This window comes from Inquilinus sp. OTU3971 (assembly GCF_038440215.1).
In genome coordinates this window covers 1-17182 of sequence record NZ_JASATH010000074.1, presented here as the reverse complement: position 1 = coordinate 17182, position 17182 = coordinate 1, and the positions used below count along the sequence as shown (strand labels likewise).

16 protein-coding genes are annotated in these 17182 nt (G+C 69.9%); 6 read left to right on the top strand and 10 right to left on the bottom strand.

Going from position 1 to position 17182, the window contains the following annotated elements; genetic code table 11:
- Nucleotides 1-7 precede the first annotated feature (7 nt).
- Together AAHM41_RS19170 and AAHM41_RS19165 are read right to left on the bottom strand one after the other, a co-directional pair.
- Nucleotides 8-955 (bottom strand): shikimate dehydrogenase family protein, encoded by a 948-nt coding sequence (locus AAHM41_RS19170; protein ID WP_342238173.1) that lies wholly within the window; start codon nt 953-955, stop codon nt 8-10.
- Between the two features lie 3 nt (nt 956-958).
- On the bottom strand, nt 959-1582 hold the full coding sequence (locus tag AAHM41_RS19165) for a glucose-6-phosphate isomerase (protein ID WP_342238172.1): 624 nt from the start codon (nt 1580-1582) through the stop codon (nt 959-961).
- 177 nt (nt 1583-1759) lie between these two features.
- Between AAHM41_RS19165 and AAHM41_RS19160 the strand changes: the two genes are divergently transcribed.
- From AAHM41_RS19160 to AAHM41_RS19140, 5 genes are all read left to right on the top strand, one after another.
- Nucleotides 1760-2725 carry a substrate-binding domain-containing protein gene (locus tag AAHM41_RS19160; RefSeq protein WP_342238171.1) on the top strand — a complete coding sequence of 322 codons (966 nt, stop codon included), beginning with the start codon at nt 1760-1762 and terminating at the stop codon, nt 2723-2725.
- A 52-nt stretch (nt 2726-2777) separates the two neighbouring features.
- Nucleotides 2778-4283 (top strand): sugar ABC transporter ATP-binding protein, encoded by a 1506-nt coding sequence (locus AAHM41_RS19155; RefSeq protein ID WP_342238170.1) that lies wholly within the window; start codon nt 2778-2780, stop codon nt 4281-4283.
- Nucleotides 4284-4286: 3 nt separating this feature from the next.
- On the top strand, nt 4287-5273 hold the full coding sequence (locus AAHM41_RS19150) for an ABC transporter permease (RefSeq protein ID WP_342238169.1): 987 nt from the start codon (nt 4287-4289) through the stop codon (nt 5271-5273).
- Nucleotides 5274-5293: 20 nt separating this feature from the next.
- Nucleotides 5294-6796, top strand: coding sequence for a xylulokinase (locus AAHM41_RS19145; protein ID WP_342238168.1), 1503 nt, complete (start codon nt 5294-5296; stop codon nt 6794-6796).
- 366 nt (nt 6797-7162) lie between these two features.
- Nucleotides 7163-8065, top strand: a complete 903-nt coding sequence (locus AAHM41_RS19140) for an NAD-dependent epimerase/dehydratase family protein (protein ID WP_342238167.1) — start codon at nt 7163-7165, stop codon at nt 8063-8065.
- 4 nt (nt 8066-8069) lie between these two features.
- Here the strand turns inward: AAHM41_RS19140 and AAHM41_RS19135 are convergent, their stop codons facing one another.
- From AAHM41_RS19135 to lpxA (AAHM41_RS19125), 3 genes are all read right to left on the bottom strand, one after another.
- A complete protein-coding gene (locus AAHM41_RS19135) occupies nt 8070-8534 on the bottom strand; it encodes an SRPBCC family protein (RefSeq protein WP_342238166.1) in 465 nt (154 codons plus the stop codon).
- A 61-nt stretch (nt 8535-8595) separates the two neighbouring features.
- On the bottom strand, nt 8596-9381 hold the full coding sequence (gene lpxA, locus AAHM41_RS19130; protein ID WP_342238165.1) for an acyl-ACP--UDP-N-acetylglucosamine O-acyltransferase: 786 nt from the start codon (nt 9379-9381) through the stop codon (nt 8596-8598).
- A gap of 126 nt (nt 9382-9507) precedes the next feature.
- Nucleotides 9508-10290, bottom strand: coding sequence for an acyl-ACP--UDP-N-acetylglucosamine O-acyltransferase (lpxA, locus tag AAHM41_RS19125; RefSeq protein ID WP_342238164.1), 783 nt, complete (start codon nt 10288-10290; stop codon nt 9508-9510).
- Nucleotides 10291-10558: 268 nt separating this feature from the next.
- Here lpxA (AAHM41_RS19125) and AAHM41_RS19120 point away from each other — a divergent pair, with 268 nt between their 5' ends.
- Complete coding sequence (locus AAHM41_RS19120; RefSeq protein WP_342238163.1) at nt 10559-11170, top strand: LysE family translocator; 612 nt, start codon at nt 10559-10561, stop codon at nt 11168-11170.
- Here the strand turns inward: AAHM41_RS19120 and AAHM41_RS19115 are convergent.
- The 5 genes from AAHM41_RS19115 to AAHM41_RS19095 all read right to left on the bottom strand — a co-directional run bounded on the left by AAHM41_RS19115 (nt 11167) and on the right by AAHM41_RS19095 (nt 16935).
- On the bottom strand, nt 11167-12288 hold the full coding sequence (locus tag AAHM41_RS19115; RefSeq protein ID WP_446719464.1) for a DegT/DnrJ/EryC1/StrS family aminotransferase: 1122 nt from the start codon (nt 12286-12288) through the stop codon (nt 11167-11169). The two genes, AAHM41_RS19120 and AAHM41_RS19115, sit on opposite strands and share 4 nt — an antisense overlap.
- Nucleotides 12289-12376: 88 nt before the next feature.
- Nucleotides 12377-12820: a helix-turn-helix domain-containing protein gene (locus tag AAHM41_RS19110; protein WP_342238161.1), complete on the bottom strand. Its 444-nt coding sequence runs from the start codon at nt 12818-12820 to the stop codon at nt 12377-12379.
- 172 nt (nt 12821-12992) lie between these two features.
- The gene (locus AAHM41_RS19105) at nt 12993-15098 is read right to left on the bottom strand and encodes an ABC transporter ATP-binding protein (protein WP_342238160.1); all 2106 of its coding nucleotides are present in this window, start codon (nt 15096-15098) and stop codon (nt 12993-12995) included.
- 4 nt (nt 15099-15102) lie between these two features.
- Nucleotides 15103-15993, bottom strand: coding sequence for an ABC transporter permease (locus tag AAHM41_RS19100; protein WP_342238159.1), 891 nt, complete (start codon nt 15991-15993; stop codon nt 15103-15105).
- A 9-nt stretch (nt 15994-16002) separates the two neighbouring features.
- A complete protein-coding gene (locus AAHM41_RS19095) occupies nt 16003-16935 on the bottom strand; it encodes an ABC transporter permease (RefSeq protein ID WP_342238158.1) in 933 nt (310 codons plus the stop codon).
- Nucleotides 16936-17182: the final 247 nt, after the last annotated feature.

Here is a 17182-nt window from a genome sequence, read left to right as displayed (position 1 = left end):
CCACAGCCTACCCCTTCGCCGCCTCGGCGGCGATGCGGGACAGGTCGTCGAAGCGCGGGCCCGCGGTCGGGATCGGGATGTGGAAGACCTCGGCGATCACCTGGGTCCAGCCATGGATGAAATAGGTCCAGCCATCCTCGACGGTCAGGCCCTGCACCGCCTGCTGCCGCCGGGCCTGGTCCAGGAACACCAGATCGCCGCGGTAGTTGAGGTCCCAGGCCAGGCCGCCTTGCGGGAACCGCGCCGCGTCGGTCAGCGGCGATCCCGGTGCGTCCTTGCCCAGGCCGGTGGCGTTGACTACCACCGAGCCCGGCTTCAGCCCGGCCAGCTCCGCGTCGTTGTCGGCCGGTGTCGGCGCCAGCACATAGTCGACCGGCAGGTCGGCGCCCATCTCGCCATGGATGCGGCGGATCTCGTCGAGCCGCGCCGGGCTGCGGTTCGAGACGATGATCCGCGACGGCCGGTCGCGCCGGGCCCGCATCCCATGCCAGGTCAGGGCGATGGTGGAGCCGCCGGCGCCGATCGAGAACAGCTCCGCCCCGGTGTGGGCGAAATGCCCCTCCGGCACGAAGACGTCGAAGGCGAGGCCGGAGGAGATCGGGTCCTTGGCGTGGCAGACCAGCCGGCCGCCGGCCTTGGAGATGCAACTGGTCTCGCCCATCAGGGCCGCATGCGGGTCGATGACGTCGAACAGGTCGCGGCAGGCGTGGAACAGGTCGATCTTGTGGGTGGTGACCAGGGCGCCGAGCGACAGCGGATCGTCGTGCAGGAAGGCCACCGCCTCGCGATAGGCCGCGGGGTCGGCGTGCAGCGGGAAGTCGATGCCGCGGATCACGGCATCCGTCAGGCCGAGCGCGCGGGCCCAGGCCGGGAACACCTTCATGATCGAGCTTTTGCCGGTGGTGACGCCGATGAAGTACAGCGTCGGCCGGGTGGCGGGCCGGTAGGCGGCCATGGCTCAGTCTCCCGCGAACAGGGCGTCGATCCGCGCCTGCGGCCGCGGCCGGTAGCCCGGGTTGTCGACCGCGACCCAGCCGCCGGCGCCATCGTCCAGGATGCGCTGCCGCATGCCGCCGGCCTGCTCGATGATGCCGTAATCCTGCCCGGCATCGGCCGGGTAGCAGAAGCTCATCACCAGCTCGTCTGCCCCGACATTGACCGACCGGTGGATCCAGTAGGGCGGCACGTAGCAGATGGTGCGCGGCACGATCTCGACGATGCGGACCTCGCCGGACGGCGATTCCATCAGCATCAGGCCGCGCCCGGCCTCGCCGGCGTAGATCTCCGGCCGGTCGGCCCTGGCGTGGATGTGGCCGCGGGTCAGGAAGTATTCCCGCCCGATCCGGCCCGGCACCATGCGGGTGACGCCGAAGATCAGGTCGCCGGCGGCGGAGGAGGGCCGGTAGTCCTGCACCTCGTAGACGATCCGGTCGCCGCCCGCCGCCACCGCCGCGGCAAAGGCCGCCGCGTCGCCATAGAGGCCGGAGAGATCGGAGAGCTTCTTGACGTAGCGCCCGGTCGCCCCCGAAAGGCCCCCGTCGGTCACGCCGATGGCACATCTCGCCGGCTCGCGCAGCTGCATGGTTCGCTCCGATTTCGTAGCAAAACTACGGATACAGGATCAATGAGCCAGTTTCTGAGCCGTTTCAAGCACCGACCGGCGTAACCTTTCCCAAAATCGAATTGACCATCCATCGATTCGGTATTTTAACTACAGAACCGGGCCGGCACAGGCCCGGGCACGAAGGGGAGGATCCGGATGTTCAAGACCGTGTTGACGGGATGCCTGGCCACGACCGCCCTCCTGATCGGCAGCGCCCAGGCGGCGGACTGCATGATCGGCATCTCGATGAAGACGCTGAACGCGCCCTATTTCGCGGCGCAGGAGGCCGCGGCCAAGGACCAGGCCGCCAAGGCCGGATGCCAGGTGGCCACCGCCGACGCCCAGAACGACATGGGCAAGCAGATCGGCGACGTCGAGGACATGGTGTCCAAGGGCGTCAACCTGCTTATCATCAACGCGGCCGACCCGCAGGGGCTGGTCCCCGCCATCAACGCCGCGGCCGCGGCCGGGGTGAAGGTGGTGGCGATCGACAGCACGGTCGACCCCAAGGCCAGATACATCACCCTGATCCAGTCCTCGAACGACCAGAACGGCTTCCAGGTCGGCCAGTGGCTGGCGCAGTCGACCGCCGGCAAGGATCTCAAGATCGCCCTGCTCTCCGGCGAGAAGGGCAATGTCGTCGGGCAGGAGCGCCGGCTGGGCGTGTTTCGCGGCCTGGTCGAGGGCCAGCTGGTCAAGGACGGCAAGGTCAGCTTCGCCGTGGTCGGCCAGGGTTGGGGCGGCTGGACGCATGAGGGCGGGCTGAAGGCGATGGAGGATCTGCTGGTCGCCCATCCCGACATCAACGTTGTCCTGGGCGAGAACGATTCGATGGTGCTGGGCGCCCGCAAGGCGCTGGAGGCCGCGGGCAAGCTGAACGACGTGCTGCTGCTGGCTGCCGCCGACGGGCAGAAGGAGGCGCTGCAGCTGATCCAGGAAGGTCAGTACGGCGCCACCGGGCTGAACGACCCGGATCTGATCGCGCGCACCGCGGTCGATGTCGGCATGAAGGCGCTGGACGGGTCGCTGCCCGCCGACTTCCCGAAGACCGACCTGACCACGCCGTCCGCCATCACCAAGGACAACGTGGCCAAGTTCTACCGGCCCGACGCTGTTTTCTGATCACCAGGGGCGGCGGCCAGCCCGCCGCCCCTGCCCTGCCGGAGGGAGCGTCATGACCGATCTGGTGGATCTGCGCGCCATCACGAAGTCGTTCGGCGGCGTCCGGGCCCTGGCCGGGGTCGACTTCGCGGTGCGGCCCGGCGAGGTGCATGCCCTCTTGGGCGAGAACGGCGCCGGCAAGTCGACGCTGATGCGGGTGCTGGGCGGCGAGATGCGGCCCGATGCCGGCGAGATCCGGATCGAGGGCCGGCCGGCCCTGTTCGGCGGCCCGCGCGAGGCGCTGCAGCGCGGCATTGCCGTGATCCACCAGGAGCTGGCGCTGGCGCCCGACCTGTCGGTGGCGGAGAACATTTTCATGCGCGAGCTGCCGGGCGTGATCGGCTGGCGCAGCCTGAACCGCCGGGCCCGCGCCCTGATCGAGCGGCTGGGTTTCGACATCGACCCGCGCCGCCTGGTCGGCGACCTGGCCGTCGCCCACCAGCAGGTGGTGGAGATCGCCAAGGCGCTGTCGCGCGAAATCCGCGTCATCGTCTTCGACGAGCCGACGGCGGTGCTGGCGGCGCGCGACGCCGAGCGGCTGCACCGGATCATCGCCGACCTGCGCGGCGCCGGCGTCGGCATCGTCTACATCTCGCACCGGCTGGAGGAGGTGTTCCGCATCGCCGACCGGATGACGGTGATGAAGGATGGCCGCACGGTCGGCACCGTGACGCCGCAGGAGGCCGGGATCGACGACGTCATCCGCATGATGGTCGGCCGGCCGCTGTCGGCGATGTTCGCCGACAAGTCCCGGCGCCAGGCGGGGGCGGAGGCGCTGCGGGTCGAGGCCCTGCGCGCCGGCACCCGGGTGCGCGGCGTCAGCTTCGCGGTGCGGGCCGGCGAGATCCTGGGGCTGGGCGGACTGGTCGGGTCCGGTCGCACCGAGACGGCACGGCTGATCTTCGGCGCCGACCGGCGCGACGGCGGCGAGATCTTCCGCAACGGCCGCAAGGTCTCGATCCGCTCGCCGCTCGACGCGGTGGCCGCCGGCATCGGGCTGGTGCCGGAGGACCGCAAGGGTCAGGGCGTGATCCTGGGCCTGTCGATCCGGGTCAACGCCACCATGGCGCGGCTGAAGCCGGTGGTGAACCCGCTCGGCTTCATCCGGCGCGTCACCGAAAAGCGCCTGGTCGGCGATCTCGCCGGCAGCCTGCGGGTCAAGGCCGCCGGCATCGAGGCGCCGGTCTCCAGCCTGTCCGGCGGCAACCAGCAGAAGGTGGCGCTGGCCAAGTGGTTCCATGTCGGCGGCGAGGTCATCATCCTCGACGAGCCGACCCGCGGCGTCGATGTCGGCGCCAAGGCCGAGATCTACGCCCTGATCGAACGCATGGCCGCCGAGGGCAAGGCGGTGATCGTGATCTCCTCCGAGCACCAGGAGCTGTTCGGCCTGTGCGACCGGGTGCTGGTGATGGGCGAAGGCGAGATCCGCGGCGAGCTGCGGCCGGAGCGCTACAGCGAGGAAAACCTGCTGTCGCTGGCAATGATCCGCCGCGACGGCGAGCTGAGGATGGCGGGCTGACGCATGACCACCACGACCGCCGGGACGACGGACAAGCCGCGCAGCCGCACCGATATCGGCGAGCTGTTCCACCGCTACGGCACCTTCTGCATCTTCGTGCTGCTGATCGTCGGCGCACATCTGCTGTCGCCCGCCTTCCTGACCGAGCGGAACATCATGAACGTGCTGCGCCAGATCTCCGGCACCGGGATCATGGCGGTGGGCATGCTGCTGGTGATCCTGACCCGCGGCATCGACCTGTCGGTCGGGTCGGTCTCGGCGCTGGGCAGCGTGCTGTCGGCCTATCTGGTCGCCACCTGGTCGCCGGAAGCGTCGACCGCGCTGGTGGTGCTGGCCGGCGCCGGCTGCGGCCTGGTCACCGGCATCCTGGTCGCCTATCTGCGCCTGCCGGCCTTCGTCATGACGCTGGCGATGATGACCGCGGCGCGCGGCCTGTCGCTGATCATCTCGAACGGCCAGCCGATCCTGCTGGGCGACAGCGGCCAGGCCTTCACCGATTTCGGCGCCGGCTTCCTGTTCGGCGTGCCGCAGCCGGTGCTCCTGATGTTCGCCGTGTTCATCGTCGGCGGCGTGGTGCTGGGCTTCACCAAGTTCGGCCGCATCGTCCGCGCCATCGGCTCGAATGAGGAGGCGGTGCGCCTGTCCGGCATCGCGGTGCCGCGCTATGTCTGCGCGGTCTACGTCATCTCCGGCGCGCTGGCCGCCCTGGCCGGCATCATCTCCACCGCCCGGGCGGGGGTCGGATCGGCCCAGGTCGGGGTCGGGGCCGAGCTGGCGGTGATCGCCGCGGTGGTGATCGGCGGCGCCAGCCTGATGGGCGGGCGCGGCGGCGCGGTCAACACGCTGCTGGGCGCCATGGTGATGGGTGTGATCGGCAACATCATGAACCTGGCCAATGTCCCGGGCTATCATCAGCAGGTCCTGATGGGCGCCATCATCGTGGTCGCGGTGCTGCTGCAGCACGGCACGCGCTGGCTGCGCCGGCATTAGGCCTGCTGCACGGAGCCAAGATGACCCGCGACCTCGCCCTTTCGATCGATGTCGGCACCGGCAGCGCGCGGGCGGCGCTGGTCGATGGCGGCGGCCGGATCCTGGCCATCGCCGCGCGGGAGCATGAGCAGATCGTGCCGCAATTCGGCTGGTCGGAGCAGCGGCCGGCCGATTGGTGGGCCGGCGTCGTGCAGTCGGTCCGCACCGTGCTGGACCAGGTCGACGGCGCCCGCGGCCGCATCGCGGCGGTCTGCGCCTGCGGCCAGATGCACGGCACGGTGCTGGTCGACGACACCGGCGCCCTGACCCGCGACACCGTCCCCTTGTGGAACGACAAGCGCACGCTCGACCTCGTCGCGGCGTTCGAGCGCGACCATGCACCGGACAGCTACCTGGCCGAGAGCGGCAACCCGCCGACGCCGGCCTGGCCGGGCTTCAAGCTGGCCTGGATCCGCGACCACGACCCCGAGGCGTACCGCCAGACGGCGGCCGTGATGATGCCGAAGGACTATGTCAATTTCCGCCTGACCGGCGAGATCGCCATGGAGGCGACGGAAGGGTCCTGCAGCTTCCTGATGAACCCGACGACGCGGGACTGGTCGCCCACCATGATCGCGCTGATGGGGCTGGACGCGGCCAAGCTGCCGCGGCTGCGGTCGCCGCTGGAGATCCTGGGCGGCGTCACCGCCGCGGCGGCGGTGGAGACCGGCCTGCTGGAGGGCACGCCAGTGCTGGTCGGCGGCGCCGACTATCCGATGGCGCTCTTGGGCTCCGGCGCCTGCCGGCCGGGGCTGGTCTCCGACGTCACCGGCACCTCCTCGATCATCACCCTGATCACCGAGGCGCCGCTCTTGGACCCCGAGATCTGCAACGTCGCCACGATCGAGGGCGGCTGGGGGCCGTTCGTGCTGCTGGAGAGCGGCGGCGACGCCATGCGCTGGGCCCGCCGCGCCTTCCATGAGGGTGCGCTGGGCTATCCCGAGATCGTCGCCAAGGCGGCCGAGGCCGCGCCGGGCGCCGGCGGCCTGTTGTTCCTGCCCTATCTGGTGGGCGAGCGGCTGGGCGCCTACCGCAACGCCCGGGCCCAGTTCTTCGGCCTCGGCGCCGGCCACGGCCTGGCCGAGCTGCACCGGGCGGTGCTGGAGGGCGTGGCCTTCGCCGTCACCCGCCACATCCGGGTGATGGAGGCTGCATCAGGCCGGCCGCTGGACCGGCTGATCGCCTCCGGCGGCGGCGCCAAGACCGCGCTGTGGCTGAAGATCAAGGCCAGCGCCACCGGCCTGCCGATCCTGGTGCCGGAGGAAGCGGAGTGCGGCGTGGTCGGCTGCGCCGCCATGGTCGCCGCCGCCACCGGCCGCTTCGCCACGGTGCAGGACGCCGCGGCCGCCTTCGCGCGCCATGGCGCCGAGATCGCGCCCGACCCCGCCTGGGCCGAGCGCTATGCCCGGATGCAGCCGGTGTTCGACCGGCTGTACCGCCACAGCCAGGCGCTGTACGACGATCTGGATCGCCTCGAGGACTGAGACGGCGTCAAAGATCGCCTCTCCCGTTTACGGGAGAGGTCGGAGACGCGAAGCGGCTCCGGGTGAGGGGATTTCGTCGAGGCCGGGGACCGCCCTCACCCGGCCGTCCGACCTCTCCCGCCAGGCGGGAGAGGCAATATGTTCTTCTCAGCCGTTGGCCGGCTCTCAAACCACATCCCACACCGGCGCCAGCCCGTCGGGGCTGACCAGGCGGCCGCAACGCGAGCCTCGCTGACCGTCTTCGACAGGGTGACGACGCCCGGCTGTGAATTCGCTTCACGCCAGCTTGTCCGGCCGGATGGCTTCCCGACACAGGTTCCCTGCCCCCATCTTCTTCAGGACCTGAACGCAGACGAAAGCATCGGCATGACCATCTTCCTGACCGGCGCCAGCGGCTATGTCGGCGGCGCTGTCGCCCTGAGGCTGATGAAGGACGGGCACCGGATCCGCGGCCTGGTGCGGTCGCCGGAGAAGGCGGCGCGGCTGCGGGCGCTGGGCATCGAGCCGGTGCTGGGCGACCTGTCGGACGCGGCGCTGCTGGCCCGGGAGGCGAAGGCGGCCGATGCGGTGGTCAACGCCGCCAGCTCCGACGACCGGGCGGCGGTGGAGGCCCTGCTGGACGCGCTCGCCGGCAGCGGCAAGCCCTTCCTGCACACCAGCGGCACCAGCGTGGTGGCCGACGACGCTCGCGGCGACCGGACCTCGGAGCGGATCCATGACGAGAACACGCCGGTCGAGCCGGTGCCGGGCAAGGTCGCGCGGGTCGCCATCGACCGGCTGATCGTCGAGGCCGCCGACAGCGGCGTGCGGTCGGTGGTGCTGTGCAACAGCCTGATCTACGGCACCGGCCCGGGGCTGCATGCCGACAGCGTGCAGATCCCGACGCTGGTCGCCGAGGCGCGGACGTCCGGGGTGGTCCGGCATATTGGGCATGGCCTGAACATCTGGTCGAACGTGCATGTCGACGACATGGCGGATCTCTACGCCCTGGCGCTGGACCGCGCGCAGGCCGGCGCCTTCTACTATGTGGAGAACGGCGAGGCCTCCTTCGCCGAGGCCGCGGCGGCGATCGCCCGGCGGCTTGGCCTCGGCGCGCCGCAGCCCTGGCCGGTGGACGACGCCATCGCCGCGCTGGGCTTCGGCCACGCCGTCTATTCCCTGGGCTCGAACAGCCGGGTGCGCGGCAGGCGGGCCCGGGCGGAGCTGGGCTGGGCGCCGAAGCACGCCTCGCTGACCGGCTGGATCGAACATGAGATGCCGGTGAGCTGACCAGTCAGCTGCGAAGGTATCGGGCGAAGTCGGCGAGGATCAGCGGCCAGCCCTGCGGCGACCCCATGCCCTCGCGCAGCCGGGCCGCCCCGTCGCCATGCCGCTCGAAATCGCGATGCTCGAGCTCGATCCGAGTGCCGCTGCCCTCAGGCATGAAGCGAATCTCGATCTCGCTGGCCCTCGCCTCCGGCTCCGGCGCGCGCTCGGGGCTGACGGCGAAGGACAGCACCAGCCGCGACGGCGGCTCCCAGGCACGGACCTCACCCCAGGCGGTCTCGCGGCCGGCGCGGTCGCGCTCGAACCACAGGCCGCCGGCCCGCGGCTCGAGCACCGCGGTGTCGAGGTCCACCCCGGCATAGGTGTAGGCGAGCGGCCACCACCGGCCGAGCTCGCCGGTGAAAGCGTCGAAGGCGCGATCCTGCGGTGCGTCGACGGTGATGTCGGCCTGAATCGGACTCACGGCGGTCATGGCGTTCTCCTCGAAGATCGGCTTCGAGTCCTCAACGCGCCGAACGGCCGGACCGTCGCCGTCAGGCTGCGACCAGACCGCGCCTGGTGTCGGACAGGAACTCCAGCAGCTCGGCCACGCCCCGCTCCCCGGCATGGTCGTGGCGCACCCGGGCCATCCGCTCCGCCTTCTCGCCGGTGCCGCGGAACAGCATGCGGAAGACGCGGCGCAGGGCCAGCACCTCCGTCTCGGTGAAGCCGTGGCGGCGCAGCCCGACCTCGTTCAGCGACACGAGGCGCGCCCGGTCGCCCTGGACCAGGCAGAAGGGCGGCACGTCCTGCGCCACCATGGCCCCGGCGGCGACGAAGGCATGGGCCCCGATGCGGGTGAACTGGTGCACCCCGGCCAGGCCGCTGACATGGACATGGTCGCCGACCTCGACATGGCCGGCCAGGGTCGCGGCATTGGCGAACTGGGCGTGGTTGCCGATCCGGCAGTCATGGGCGATGTGCGAGCAGGCCATGAACAGGTTGCCGTCGCCGACCGTGGTCAGCCCGCCGGAGACGCCGACGCCCGGTTGGATGGTGACGTATTCGCGGATGATGTTGTCGTGGCCGATGACCAGCCGCGTCTCCTCCCCCTTCCACTTCAGGTCCTGCGGCGGCGCGCCCACCGAGGCGAACTGGAAGATCTGGTTGCGGTCGCCGATCTCGGTCCGCCCCTCGATCACCGCATGCGGCCCGACGATGCAGTCGCGGCCCAGCCGGACCTTCGGCCCGATCACGGCATAGGCGCCGATGCGGGTGCCCTCGCCGATCTCGGCGCCCGGCTCGATGATCGCAGTGCGGTGGATCAGGGACGATGTCATGCAGAGACCCGAACGGAAACGCCGGACACTCCGGCACGCCACCGATCCTGCCGCTCGGCGGGCAAGGGACAAACTCAAAATTTGTTACAAATCATTGCGTTGGCGGCCTGTGTCGCATCCGGTCCCTCAGGCCGCTGCCAGGCCGCGCTTGGTGTCCGACAGGAAGCGCAGCAGCAGATCGACCCCATGGCGGTCGGCATAGGCATGATGGACCGCCGCCATCCGCTCGGCCTTGGAGCCGCCGCCGCGGAACAGCAGGCGGAACACCTTGCGCAGCATCAGCACATCCGCCTCGATGAAGCCGTTGCGGCGCAGCCCGACCTCGTTCAGCGACACCAGCCGGGCCCGGTCGCCCTGCGCCAGACAGAAGGGCGGCACGTCCTGGGACACCATGGCACCGGCCGCGACGAAGGCGAGGGCGCCGATCCGGGTGAATTGATGAACCGCGACCAGACCGCTGAGAAAAGCGTGGTCGTCGACCTCGCAATAGCCGGCAATCCCCGCACCGTTAACGAAGCGTGTGTGATTGCCGATGCGGCAGTCATGGCCGACATGGGCGTTGACCATGAACAGGTTGCCGTCGCCGATCCTGGTCGTCCCGAGGGGCCGCGCGGCGCCTGAGTGGATGGTGACGTGCTCGCGGAACACATTTTCGTTGCCGATCCGCAGCCGGCTGTTGCCGCCGTCCCATTTCAGGTCCTGCGGCGGCGCCCCGACCGAGGCGAACTGGAAGATATGATTGCGATCGCCGATCTCGGTGTCGCCCTCGACCACGGCATGCGGTCCGACGACGTTGTCGCGCCCAAGCCGCACGCCCGCGCCGATGACGGCATAGGGCCCGATGCGGGTGCCTGGACCGATCTCGGCGCCGGCCGCAATGATGGCGGTGGGGTGGAGCAGGCTCGACAAAGACATGATCTCGGCTGGCCAGGAATGCATGAATGAAACCAGGATGATCCCTGGATTAGACTGGCAGCGCACTTTTTTCGGCGCCGATATTGCGCTCGAACAGGCAATAACGGAACCTCAAAATCCTCCTGGACTCATTATAGGTAATGGAAACAACTAGAAATTCTTCAAACGTCGAGTGTTTTCAACGATCTGCGAGACAAGGTGAATTCCTCCCGGCACAATATATTTCTTAATGTTGCTGCACCTGACTCGCGAAGGTAAGCCGATGGAGCTGTCGACGCTGCTGATCTACGCCGTCACGCTCGGCGTCGCCTGCGCCGTGCCGGGCCCGACCACCGCGGCGCTGGTGGCCCGCGTGCTCGGCCGCGGCAGCCGGGGGGCGCTGGCCTTCTGCGCCGGGCTGATGGCCGGCGACCTGATGTGGCTCGGCGCCACCGCGCTCGGCCTTGCCATGCTGGCGGCGACGATGCAGCCGGTCTTCGTGGTGATCAAATACGCCGGCGCCGCCTATCTGCTGTATCTCGCCTGGAGGCTGTGGACCGCCCCGCCGGCAGCGCCGGCCGAGGCGCAGCCGGTGCGTGGAGAGGGCCTGCGGCTGTTCCTGACCGGGATCTCGGTCTGCCTCGGCAACCCGAAGACGGCGCTGTTCTACCTGGCGCTGCTGCCGACCATCATCGACCTGCAGCGGCTGAGCTGGGTCGGCTTCGGCGAGCTCGCCGCCACGCTGGTCGTGGTCTACGGCGCGGTGCTGGCGCTCTATGTCGTGCTGGCCCTGCGCGCCCGCCGGATGTTCCGGTCGCCGCGGGCACTCAAGGCGATCAACCGCGGCACCGGCGCGGTGATGGCCGGCGCCGCGGTGGCGGTCGCGACCCGTTAGCCGACCGCCGCGATCACCGCGTCGCAGACGCGGTCGGCGTCGGCGTCGGACAGGAAGGGGTGCATCGGCAGGCTCAGCACCTCGCGGCTCAGCGCCTCGCTGACCGGCAGCGAGCCCTCGCCCTCGCCATGGGCGCGGTAGGCCTCGGTCAGATGCATCGGCGTCGGGTAGTAGATCGCGGTCGGCACCCCGGCCTCGCCCAGCCTCGCCCGCACCGCGTCGCGGTCGGCCACGCGGATGGTGTATTGCGCCCAGGCACAGGTCAGCCCGTCCGGCATCACCGGGGTCTGGATCCGGTTCGACAGCCGGGCCGAGTAGTGCCGGGCCAGCCGGTCGCGGGCCTCCAACTCCTCACCGAAGCTGGGCAGCTTGGCCAGCAGCACCGCCGCCTGGATGGTGTCGAAGCGGGCGTTGAGGCCGACCCGCACGGTGTCGTAGCGGCTCTTGCCCTCGCCATGGACGCGGATCGACTTGAGGATCCCGGCCAGCTCGTCGTCATCGGTGAAGATGGCGCCGCCGTCGCCGTAGCAGCCCAGCGGCTTGGCCGGGTAGAAGCTGGTGGCGGTGACCGGCGCCAACGACCCGACAGGGCGGCCGTGGAAGGCACCGCCGAAGCTCTGCGCCGCGTCGTCGATCACGAACAGGCCATGCGCGTCGGCGAGCGCCTGCAGCTTCGGATAGTCGACCGGCAGGCCGAACAGGTCGACCGCGATCACCGCCTTCGGCGACAGCGTGCCGGCGGCCGTGGTCGCGGCGATGCGGCGCTCGAGATCGGCCAGATCGACCAGATAGGTCTCCGGATCGACATCGACGAAGACCGGCGACGCGCCGAGCAGCAGGATCGCCTCGGCCGTCGCGGTGAAGGTGAAGGCCGGCACGAAGACGGCGTCGCCCGGGCCGATGTTCCGCGCCATCAGCGGCATGATCAGCGCATCGGTGCCGCTGGCCACCGTCAGGCAGTGGCGGGCGCCGGCCCGCCGCGCCAGCTCGCCTTCCAGCTCCGCCACCTCCGGCCCCAGGATGTACTGGCCGTGGTCGAGCACCGCATGGATACGGGCGTCGATCAGGGGCTTCAGGCGGGCGTATTGCTGCTTGAGGTCGACGAAGGGAAGCGACACGGGCAAGCCTCGGCTGTATCGGAACAGGGCTGATGTAGCCCCGCCCCGGCCGCGACGCCAGCCTGAAACGCGGCCCGGGCGCTTCGCCTCAGTGCTCGGACGCCGCCTCCGGCCCGAGCGAGCGCAGCAGGTCGACCAGGCGCCGGCGGACCGTCGGATCCTCGATCCGGTAATAGGCCCGCACCAGTTCCAGCGTCTCGCGGCTCGCCACCATCTCGCTGTCATGCGCCGGATGGTGGGCGGAGCCGTTCTGCGGGACGTCGGTCATGCCTTCGAAGAAATAGCCGACCGGCACGTTGAGGATGCGCGTCAGCTGGTGCAGCCGGCTGGCGCTGACGCGGTTGGCACCGCGCTCGTATTTCTGGATCTGCTGGAACGACACGCCGAAAGCCGCAGCCAGCTTCTCCTGGCTCATCCCCAACAGGGTGCGGCGCTGGCGCAGTCGAGTCCCGACATGGACATCCACCGGATCCGGCCCATCTTCGGTGATGGTCTTGCGCCGGCGCTGTCGGTCCAAGCCGCGGGTCGCCATACTGTCAGTTCCTCCTGCGGGCCTCGGTCCGGCACCGAATACGATCGCGAACGACCGATCTGGTGCGGTCCCCCAAAATGCCGCAGTGTCGAACCCGGCCCGCCTCATACTATAGTATGTCGCGAGGAACTCGGCCGCAATACCCGCATAAGGCGATTTGCACCAGTCTCCCTTAACCCGCACGACCCAGCACGGGTTCCACGGCGGCGAGGTCCGGCAACGGAATGTGGCAGCGGATGAGGTGGCCGTCGGTGCCGGCGCGCTCGGGCGGCGCCTCGGTTTCGCAGATGCCGCCCAGCTTGCGCGGACAGCGGGTGTGGAACGGGCAGCCAAGCGGCGGGTCGAGCGGGCTGGGCAGCGGCCCTTCCAGGATGATGCGCTTCTTCTCGATCGTCGGGTCGGCGACCGGCACCGCGGCCAGCAGCGCCTCGGTATAGGGGTGGTAGGGCGGCTGGAAGACGGCGTCGGTCGTCCCCTGCTCCATGATCTGGCCGAGATACATCACCACCACCCGGTCGGCCAGGTAGCGGACCACGCCGAGATCGTGGCTGATGAACAGGAGCGTGGTGCCGGAGCGGCGCTGGATGTCGACCAGGAGGCCGGTGACCGCGGCCTGGACCGAGACGTCGAGGGCCGAGACCGGCTCGTCCGCCACCACCATGGCCGGGGCGCCGGCGAAGGCGCGGGCGATGCCGACGCGCTGCTTCTGCCCGCCGGAGAGCTGGCGCGGCTTGCGGTCGATGAAGGCGCGCGGCAGCTTGACCAGGTCGAGCAGGCGCAGCACCTCCGCCTCGACGTCGCGCCGGCCCTTCTTGACGCCGAACTTGCGGATCACCCGGCCGATCTGCTGGCCCACGCTCATGCTGGGGTTCAGCGTGTCGTTCGGGTTCTGGAACACCATCTGCAGCGAAGACAGCAGCTTGGCGTCGCGCCGCTGCACCGGCTTGCGGCCGATATCGGTGCCGCGGAAGGAGACGCTGCCGTCGGTCGCCGTCTCCAGCCCCATCAGCACCCGGGCGAAGGTCGACTTGCCGCAGCCGCTTTCGCCGACGATGGCGACGGTCTGGCCGCCCTTGGCCTCGAAGCTGATCGCCTCATTGGCGCGGACATAGCGGGTGCGATCGCTGCCGAACAGGGCGGCGATCGAGCTGTCGTAGATCGGGTAGTGCTTGCGCATCGCCGCGACCTGCAGCACCGGCAGGTCGTTCGCGGCGGCGACGACGACGGGAAGGGCCTCGACCGGCGCCGGGACCGGCGGCAGCGCCTCGATCTCCTCCCAGCGCAGGCAGCGCACCCCGCGGGTCTCGCTGGCCGGCAGCATCGGCACCGGCGCCGCGTCGCAGCGCCCGGCCTCGAAATGGTCGCAGCGCGGCCCGAACCAGCAGCCTTTCGGCCGGTTCTGCGGCAGCGGCAGCTGGCCGCGGATCGGCACCAGCGGCCGGCTGGTCTTGTCCCGCCCCGGGGTCGGGATGCAGCCGAACAGGCCCTGGGTGTAGGGGTGGCGTGGGGCGGCGAAGATCTGGTCGATCGTCCCCTCCTCCACTGCCTGGCCGGCATACATGACGCAGACCCGGTCGCAGGTCTCGCGGATCAGCCCGAGATTGTGGCTGATGTAGAGCATGGCGGTGCCGAGGGTCCGGCCGAGCTCGGCGATCAGGTCGACGATGCCGGCCTCGACCGTGACGTCGAGCGCGGTGGTCGGCTCGTCCAGCAGCAGCAGCGACGGGTTGGACAGCAGCGCCATGGCGATCACCACGCGCTGCTGCTGGCCGCCCGAGATCTGGTGCGGATAGGCCTGCAGCACCCGGTCGGGGTCGCCGAGCCGGACCCGGGCCAGCATGTCGCGGGACCGGGTCAGCGCCTGCTCGCGGGTGCAGCCGGGCTCGTGGCACAGCGGCACCTCGGCCAGTTGGTCGCCGATCCGCAGCGCCGGGTTCAGCGCCGCCATCGGCTCCTGATAGACCATGGCGATCTCGGCGCCGCGGATCCGCCGCAGCTCCTCCTCCGACATCGCCATCAGGTCGCGGCCGCGGAACTTCATGGTGCCGCCGGCGATGCGGCCGTTGCGGCCGAGATAGCGCATGATCGCCATCGCCACGGTCGACTTGCCGCAGCCGCTCTCGCCGACCAGGCCGACGCATTCGCCGGGACGGACGGTGAGCGAGAAGTCGACCACCGCCGGGATCTCGGCGGCGCGGGTGAGGTAGGAGATCGACAGCTTGTCGATCTCCAGGATCGGGGTCGTGGTGTCGCGCGGCGGGATCAGCTCGACCGTCATCGCCTCAATCCTTCAGGGAAATCTCGCGCAACCCGTCGGCCAGCAGGTTCAGGCCGAGGACGAGCGAGGAGATGGCGATGCAGGGAAAGACCGTCATCCAGGGCGCGAAGGCGGCCATGGCGCGGGTCTCGTTGACCATGCCGCCCCAGTCCGGGTCCGGCGGCGGCAGGCCGAGGCCGAGGAAGCCCAGCACGCCGATGGTGATGATGGTGTAGCCGAGGCGCAGGCAGGCATCGACGATCAACGGCCCGCGAGCGTTCGGCAGGATCTCGACGAACATGATGTAGAGTGAGGATTCGCCCCGCGTCTGGGCTGCGGCGACGTAGTCGCGGTTGCGCAGGTCCAGGGTCAGGCCGCGGACGATGCGCATGATGCCCGGGGCGCTGGCGCAGGTCACCGCCAGCACGATGTTGATGCCGGACGGGCCGAAGGTGGTGATGATGACGACGTAGAGCACCAGGATCGGGAAGGACAGGATGATGTCGCCGATCCGGCTGAGCACGTCGTCCCACAGGCCGCGCTTGTAGCCGGCCAGGAGCCCCATGGTGACGCCGAGCGCATAGGCGCAGGCGGTGGCCAGCGGGGCATAGATCAGCACCCGGCGCGCGCCCCAGATCACCCGGCTGAGGATGTCGCGGCCGAGCTGGTCGGTGCCAAGCCAGAACACCCCGCCATCCAGCGCCACGGTGCCGGGCGGCTTGAACGGCAGCAGGTTCTGGTTCGGCGGGAACGGCGCGATCACCGGGGCCAGCAGCGCCACCACGATCCAGAACAGCACGATCAGCACGCCGACCACGCCGACCCAGCTCTCGCGCAGCAGCAGCATCGAGCGCAGTGCGCGGAGGATCGGGTTGCGGCCCAGCGAGGATGGTGGCGGCAGCGAGATCTCGGCCATTCCGACCCCTCAGGTGAAGCGGATGCGCGGGTTGAGGTAGGTGTAGCCGACATCGGCGATGGTCTGGGTCGCCACGGCGACGAAGACCGAAACCATGGCGCAGGCCTGGATCAGGTAGATGTCCTGGTTCAGCGAGGCTTCGAGCAGCAGGGCGCCGAAGCCCTTGTAGCCGAAGAAGGCCTCGACCACGATCACGCCGGACAACAGCCAGTTGATCTGCAGCACGATCACGGTGAAGGGCGCGATCAGGGCGTTGCGCAGGGCGTGGCGCATGATCACCCGCTTGTAGGGGATGCCCTTCAGCACCGCGGTGCGGATATAGGGGCTCTGCATCACCTCGGCCATCGAGGCGCGCATCATCCGGGTGACGTAGCCGAAATCGTACAGCACCAGCACCGCCACCGGCATGACCAGTTGCAGCACGTCGAAGCCCTGGCTCATGCCGCTGGTCCCCGGCAGCCATTTCAGGACCAGCACGAACAGGAAGGACAGGAAGGTGGCCGAGGCGAATTCCGGGATCGAGGTGGTGACGATCGACAGCACCGAGATCGAGCGGTCGGTGGCCGAGCCCTCGCGCATGCCGGCGAGGACGCCGAGCACGACCGAGACCGGCACCATGATCAGGAAGACGCAGCCGGCGAGGATCGCGGTGTTCTCCAGCCGGGGCCAGAGCACGTCGGCGACCGCGGTCTTGAAGCGGAGCGAGGTGCCGAAGTCGCCGCTGGCCATGCGGCCGAGCCAGCCGAGATAGCGCTCGTACCAGGGCGCGAAATAGCCATGCGCCTCGAGCCACAGCTGCCGCTGCTCCTGCGAGCTGTAGGGGCCGAGGACCTTCACCGCCACGGCCGACCCGTTCACCTCCAGCAGGAGGAAGACCAGCAGCGACACCGCCAGCATGGTCAGGATCATGAAAAGGACGCGCTTGGCGAGGAAGATCAGCATGATTGGGCCTCCCCGGAGCCTTCCGAGCCCACCCAAACCGAGTCCCCCCTCCCCTCGCGGGAGGGGGCTAGGGGGAGGGGGTTGCCGATCGAGGAGAGCGGGCCATCCCGGAGCCAGCCTGTCCGGCGGATGGCGGGTGAGGCCGGCTCTCGCTGCACGAACCCCCTCCCCCTGCCCCCCCCCCCCCCCCGGGGGGGGGGGGGGGGTGTGGGGGGGGGGCCCCCCACGTGGTAGCCAAACCCAGCCC